The organism is Streptomyces sp. 13-12-16 (assembly GCF_002114215.1).
Classification (GTDB): Bacteria; Actinomycetota; Actinomycetes; order Streptomycetales; family Streptomycetaceae; genus Streptomyces.
This window is the reverse complement of the sequence record NZ_NCTE01000057.1, coordinates 1-6,697: the sequence shown is the minus strand read 5'-3', so window position 1 is coordinate 6,697 and position 6,697 is coordinate 1. Positions and strand designations below refer to the sequence as shown.

General features: G+C 71.9%; 4 protein-coding genes. All 4 read right to left on the bottom strand.

The window, feature by feature from the left end:
- A partial coding sequence (gene cyc2, locus B7767_RS02670) for a germacradienol/geosmin synthase Cyc2 (protein ID WP_085570675.1) occupies positions 1-2,149 on the bottom strand: 2,149 nt, incomplete at its 3' end.
- 95 nt (positions 2,150-2,244) lie between these two features.
- A complete protein-coding gene (locus B7767_RS02665) occupies positions 2,245-3,423 on the bottom strand; it encodes a damage-control phosphatase ARMT1 family protein (RefSeq protein ID WP_085570674.1) in 1,179 nt (392 codons plus the stop codon).
- Positions 3,424-3,464: 41 nt separating this feature from the next.
- Positions 3,465-4,112, bottom strand: a complete 648-nt coding sequence (locus tag B7767_RS02660; protein ID WP_085570673.1) for a ScbR family autoregulator-binding transcription factor — start codon at positions 4,110-4,112, stop codon at positions 3,465-3,467.
- A 255-nt stretch (positions 4,113-4,367) separates the two neighbouring features.
- A complete protein-coding gene (locus tag B7767_RS02655) occupies positions 4,368-6,179 on the bottom strand; it encodes a S8 family serine peptidase (protein ID WP_085570672.1) in 1,812 nt (603 codons plus the stop codon).
- Between the last annotated feature and the right edge of the window lie 518 nt (positions 6,180-6,697).

Below are 6,697 nucleotides of genomic sequence, written 5' to 3'. Positions count from 1 at the left end.
CCGGCGGTGCCGGTGAGCGGTCCGGAAGGAAGCCGTGGACCCGGCCGGACAGGTACTCGTCCTTGTACCGGTCGACGCTGCGGTGCCAGTTGAGGATGCCCGCCATCCAGTTCCGCAGGTCCGTCACATAGCCCCGCATGATCGCCCGTGCCTCGTCCGACAACTGGAAGTCGTCGTAGACGACGGGCAGTTCGTGCTCCACGACGTGCTCGAACTGGCGCATGCGCTGGTTCATCAGGTCCTGCACCACGGGCAGCGCGGTCGGATAGTCGACACCGAAGAAGTTCTGCACCACGAGGACCGCGTTGTGCATCTCGCCCTCGAACTCGATCTCCTTCTGGTAGGAGAAGATGTCGTTGAGGAGGCACGCGTAGTCGATCGCCGCGTTCTCCAGGGAGCGGACGGGTCCGCTGCGGTAGACCTCCGGCGGCACCGCCGGTCCGTGTCCGGCGCGGCAGAGCCCCAGGGTGAGGTCGGAGCCGAAGGTGGCGCGCCGCATCTCCAGGTAGTCCACGGGGTCCGGGACGCGGTTCTGGATCTGGTTGGACAGCTCCCACACCCAGGCCTCGGTCATCGCGTCGACGGCCGACCTCAGGGGGCGGCGCTCGTCGGGCGTCATGCCGGCCGTGGTGCGTGCCCACAGGTCGATCAGGGACCGTTCCATGGCGTTGACGGGCGGCGGCGGGGCCTCGCCGGCGTCGAGGGGCATGCAGGCCGACAGGCGGGCCGTGGTCAGCCGGGCGGCGGCCAGATCGCGGCGGTGTCCGTAGACGAGCGGGTAGTAGTCGTCGCCGTAGGTGCCGAAGGCCAGCCAGCCGGAGGCGAGGTCGAGCTGCTCCTGGGTGGCGTCCGGGTCGAGGCCCGCCGCGCACAGGGGCAGGTCGCAGCTCTCCAGCTTGTCCTCGTCCCAGACGCCCTCACCGAGGATGCCCATCCGCCGCGACCACTCCAGCAGGTGCCGCCGCGCGCCGTCGAGGGCGGGGCTGAGCTCCAGCGGGAAGGGCATGCGGATGTCGGGGATGATCGACGGGCCGACCTTCCGGAACGGCACGTGCGTGTGGGCGCGCAGCCGCTCGGCCCCCGCGCGGGCGAGCAGCGCGCCGACGTCGGCGGCGGACGTCCCGGGGCCGGACGGGGACTGCCAGGGGGCGGCGGACCGGGCGCCCTCGTTCATGTAGCGGCTGGAGCGCAGATGCCATTCGTGGCCGCCCGACTGCCAGTCCTGCAGGCCCTTGGCGTACGCCCCGACGGCCGCGGTCTCGGCCGGGGTGAGCCCGTTCTCCAGGGCCACGGCGGGGACTTCGGTGAACGCGGTGTGCTCGAACTGGTGGAGGCGCGAGGTGAGGACGTCGTTGACGATGTCGGCGGCCTCCTGGGTGGTGCAGTCGAAGAAGGTCTCCAGGACGAGCACGCCGTTGCTGAGTTCGCCCTCGTCCTCGACCTCCCGCTGGTAGGAGAACAGGTCGTTGCGCAGGTGCACGGCGTCGGAGAAGGTCTCCATCAGCACCCTCAGCGGCCTGGTCCCGGCGACGGCGGCGGGCACTTCGGCGGTGGCGTACTCCACGAGCCCGGCGGACCAGGGGGCGCCGCCCACCTTGCGGCGCATCTCGATGTACTCGACGGGGTTGGCGATCCGCCCCTCGTTGATGTTGGACAGCTCCCACATCGACTCGTTGAGGAGGTGTTCGGTGGCGAGGGCGAACCGGCGGCGCCAGTCGGCGGACATCGCCGGCACGGTGCGCGCCCACAGGTCGGCGAGGCCCGCCTCGACCGGGTTCTCCGGTTCGGGGACGGGGGCCGCCGGGTCGAGCGGCATGAACAGCGGCAGCCGGTCCAGGTGGGCCTTGCCCGCGGCGCGGTCCTGGGTGCGTTTGAACTTCTCCAGGAAGTGGTCGTCGAAGAAGAAGACCCACACGTACCAGTCGGTGATGAGCGACAGGGCGGGCCCGTCGCAGTCGGGATGGGTGTAGGCGCAGAGCAGGCCGTAGTCGTGCGCGTCGAGGTCGGCCTGCTCCCAGACCCCGCTGCCCTCCAGCATGCCCATCTCGCGTGCCCACCCGGTCGAGTGGGCGCGGGCCTCCTCGAGGTGCGGGTTGAGCCGCGCGGGATGCGGCATGTAGAAGTGCGGGAGTTCGAACGGCTGCGTCATGGCCGGGGGCTACCCGCGGCCCGGAGGCGGCATCCACCGGGCCGGACATGATCACACCATCGCGTGAACCGTGTCCCGTACGGGAGTCACGGGCCCTATGTCCGGACCTGGATCAGCGCGTGGGTGCCGCCGGTGCGCCAGCGCTGCTCCTCCGCCGCGACCAGTGCCGCCTCGGTGCCGGCGGTCAGTCCGGTGATCACGTCGGACTTCAGGGTGCGCAGGGCGGCGACCGGACCCGGGAAGTAGGCCGTGACCTCCGCGAAGGGCGTGGTCGGGGGCCAGTACCGGTCGCCCACGAGGCGACGGTAGTTGAGGTCGCCCTTGACGACGGTGAGCGCGGCGGCGGCGAAGTCCGCGCGCAGGTCGTCCGGCATGTCCTCGTACGGCAGCGGCGAGCAGGAGAACGGGTGGGCGCGGAGGGTGAGCCGGCCGTCGGTGAGCGCGGCCCACAGGACGCGGCCGTACCCGGCCGCCGCTCCCTCGGCGCCGGTGAGCCGGCGCACCGCGTCGATCACGTCGGCGGTGGTGGCGTCGGAGACGTAGTACGGGTACGGCTTGACGTGCAGCACCGCCCTGTTGATCCGGCCGCAGGCCAGCAGGTGGGCGATGAGCAGCAGGTCCGGGACGAGTTCACGGCCCGCGTTGTCGGCGACCAGGCACAGCGTGCCCGCGGGGGAGGTGCCGAGCAGCGGCCACAGCCGTTCGCCGTCGTCGGCCACCAGGCCGGGGACGGCGGCCGTCTCCTCGGCTCCCCCGGCCGACAGCCGGAAGCCGAGGTCGGCGCGGTTGCCCCACAGGGAGCCGTGCAGCAGGGCGCGGGCCCGTTCCTCCTCCGGGCGGCCGGCGAGGTCGTCGAGCGCGGCCAGTTCCTCGTCCGTGGCGGGCGAGTCGAGTTCGGCGAGCTTGGAGGGGCGGAACGGGTCGATGCCCTGCCAGGGGCCGGGTGCGAAGTAGCCCACCGCGTGCAGCAGTCGGCGGTAGAACCAGCTCTCGGACCACAGCCACGGCACGTCGTACCAGGAGCGGCCGGCGTAGGTGTCCATCCCCCAGGTCTCCCAGTGCCGCCGGTCGTGCGCGTCGGCGGGGAGGGGTTCGATCGTGCCCCGGGTGCAGTCGGCGAGCAGGGCGTCGAGCGCGCGGTGCTGCCAGGGCTCGTACGGGAAGGCCTCGCGCACCTGCCGGATGATCGCGGGGTGCCGCTCGGCCAGCACGCTGTGGGGGAAGGTGCCGGGCTCGTCGGCGACGATCACGGGTGCGGTGGGGTGGTCGGACATGCGGTTCACCGTAACGCGCGCCGGTCGTCGCGCGCCGCAGGTCACACCGGGGCGATCTCCCGCTCCAGCCGTGCGGCCAGGCTGAGATAGCGGGCGCGCCGGGTGACGGGGACCAGGCCCCGGATGAGGATCTGCCACATCTCTGCCGTACGGCGGGGCTGCCGGGCGACGGATTCGCGGGAGCGGCCGACGACGCGGGTGCCGACGAAGAAGCAGACCAGGGAGTGCGCCACGACGTCGATGTCGACGTCCGGGTGGACGTCGGCCTCCTTGACGGCGCCGAGGAGCCGGGCCGTGACGATGTCCAGCCACTCGGTGAAGGGGTGGCTCAGCGGGGGGCGCGGCCGGGTGCCGCTGGTGGCGAGCCTCAGTCCGGCCCGCAGGACGGGGTCCTCGGCCGACATCCTGGCTATGCCGAAGGTGAGGCGCATCAGCGCCTCCAGGGAGGTGTGGCCCCGGACCTCGGTGTCCCTGGCCAGCCGGCGGCTGGTCGCGGACTGCAGTTCCAGGATGGCGTGGGCGAGGTCCTCCTTCGCGGCGAAGTGGAAGTAGAGGGCCCCTTTGGTGACTTGGGCGTGCTCGACGATGTCGCTGAGACTGGTCGATTCATAGCCCTGCCGGTCGAACAGCTCGGCGGCGGCCGTGATGATCGTCGCGCGGGTCTGCTCGGCACGTACCTGCCTCGCCATCGCCTGAACTCCTGAGCCGGAAAGGAACGGGTCATGCTGTTTGTTTTCACGCCGGGTACACGATATCTCACCCTGCGCCCATGCTCACCATGCGGGTATCGCACCGGACTTGGGCGCATCGGGCAAAACGAACTCGATCTCCGAAAGAAAACGGCGCGTCCGGTATCTAAGTGTGTCAGGTGCGGGGGCAAAAGAGAACGGCGGGCCGACCGGTGCCCCATCCGCACCGGCCGGCCCGCCCGTTTCAGGGGTGGCTCAGAAGGTCAGCTGCCAGCCGTTGAGCCGGCCGGTGTCGTAGGAGGCCGTGTCCCGCACCCGCAGCTTCCAGGTGCCGTCGGCGGTCTCGCCGGAGGCGTTCACCGTGTAGGTGGTGACGACGTCGTCCGCGGAGTCCGAGCCATTGGCGGACTTCAGCGGGTACACCGAACCGTCCGGGGCCACCAGGTCGACGACCAGGTCACCGCGGTAGGTGTGGGTGATGTCCACGCCCACCCGCAGGCCGGACGGCGCGTTGCCGCCGCGGCCGCTCACGGTGATCGGGGACTCGACCGCCGGCCCGTTGTCCGGGATGGCGACGGCGGTGCCGCTGGAGTACGTGGAGCCGGTGGACGTACCGCCCTTGACGGCCTGGACGGTCTTCGCGGCGTCCGCGAGACCGGCGCCGCAGCCGCCGGAGCAGGTGCCGGGCAGCGCACGGGCGTTGGACTTGATCGCCGACTCGATCCGGTCCGGGGTGAGGGCGGGGTTGGCCGACTTCATCAGCGCGGCGAGGCCCGCGATGTGCGGGGTAGCCATGCTGGTGCCCTGGTAGTGGGCGTAGTTCTCGGTCGACGGGGTGCGGGTGCCGGAGTTCAGCGTGGACAGGATGCCGTTGGCCGCGGTCGCGGTCTCACCGCCGGGTGCGGCGATGTCCACGATCGTGCCGTAGTTGGAGTAGGAGGCGCGGTTGCCGGAGCGGTCGGTGGCGGCGACGGTGATGACGTTGCCGCAGTTGGCCGGGGAGGAGTTGGCGGCGTTCTGGTTCTCGTTGCCGGCCGCGACGACCACCGTGGTGCCCCTGCTCACGGCGCCGTTGATGGCGCTCTGGGTGGCGGTGGAGCAGGCGCCGCCCCCGCCGAGGCTCATGTTGATGACCTTGGCGACGTTGGCGTTGGCGGGCACGCCGGAGACGGTGCCGCCGGACGCCCAGGTGATGGCGTCGATGATGTCGGAGTCGTAGCCGCCGCACTTGCCGAGCACCCGCACCGGGGAGATCTTCGCACCGTACGCGATGCCGGCGACGCCCTTGCCGTTGTTCGTGGCCGCGGCGATGGTGCCCGCCACGTGGGTGCCGTGCCAGGAGGAGCTGCCGCCGGTGGCCTGGCCGCACTCGCCGGCCGCGTACCAGTCGCCCGGGTCGGCCGGGTTGCTGTCGCGGCCGTTGCCGTCGACGGAGACGGCGGTGTCGGAGATGAAGTCGTAGCCGCCGACGATGTTCGCGGCGAGGTCGGAGTGGGTGACGTACCCGGTGTCGATGACGGCGACGGTGACACCGCTGCCGGTGGTGAGGTCCCAGGCGCCCGGCACGCGCATGCCGGCGGTGGACTCGAACAGGTCCCACTGCTTGCCGTACTCGGTGTCGTTCGGGGTGGCCAGCGGCTTGTTGAGCCGGTCCGGTACCACGTAGGCGACCTGCGGGTCGGCCCGGTACTCGGCGACGACGTCGGCGACGTCCGCCGTGGTGGGCTTCGCGCCCAGGTCGACGAGGGCGGCGCCGGTGCCGAGGCGGCGCCGGAAGCCGACGTCCTCGCCGGCCTTCTCGCCCTTGGCCGCGGCGTCCGCGGCGGCGGCCTTGTCCGACTTCGCCTCGGCGGCACCGGACTTGTAGCCGACGATGAGCCGCTCGGCCGGGGTGCCCGGGGCGGCCTCGGTGCGGGCCGTGGGGACGGCCGGCGCGTCGGAGGGGGTGTCCTGGGCGACCGCGACCTGGGCGGAGGCGGCCGTCAGCAGGGCGACGGAGAGAGCGGCGACGGATATCAGCTTCCGTCTCGGGGAGGAGCCGTGGGGAGAGCTCGATGAGGTGCGCATGGGGGGTGCCTTTCGTGCCGGGACTCCGGGCAACGCGGAGTGTGGGGAGGAGAATCGATTCGCTTCGTCGTCGAAGCAGCGTGGGGTGAATCGAGGTGCGTCACATCGGCCGGCCGGGCGCGAGCAGTGGTCCGCCCGGGGTCACCGGTGGGCCGACTGCGGTCGAACGATAGGCAGCGCGCGGGCCGCCGGGATACGGGGGAAACCCTCGATCCGGCCGGGACACCACCCTCGCCGAAAGGCGGTTGACCAGGAACGGGCCGCTATGCCCGCATCGCCTCGGAGATGAACGCGCCAGGCTTTTCCTCCGTACTGCACGGAAGAGTTCCCCGTGTTCCCCGCCCGCCGAAGGAGGCGGTCCGGATGCCCCGGACGACCGCACACCGCACCGTGCTCGCGGCGGCCCTCGCGGCCCCGCTGCTGCTGCCGCTGTGGGCGGCGGCGCCGGCCGGGGCCCACGGGGCACCGACGGATCCGGTGAGCCGGGTCGTGGCCTGCTCGCCCGAGGGCGGCGACCG

Coding starts and splice junctions, on each gene's coding strand:
- B7767_RS02665 (WP_085570674.1), bottom strand. CDS start 3,423: ATGTCCGACCACCCCACCGCACCCGTGATCGTCGCCGACGAGCCCGGC.
- B7767_RS02655 (WP_085570672.1), bottom strand. CDS start 6,179: ATGCGCACCTCATCGAGCTCTCCCCACGGCTCCTCCCCGAGACGGAAG.
- B7767_RS02660 (WP_085570673.1), bottom strand. CDS start 4,112: ATGGCGAGGCAGGTACGTGCCGAGCAGACCCGCGCGACGATCATCACG.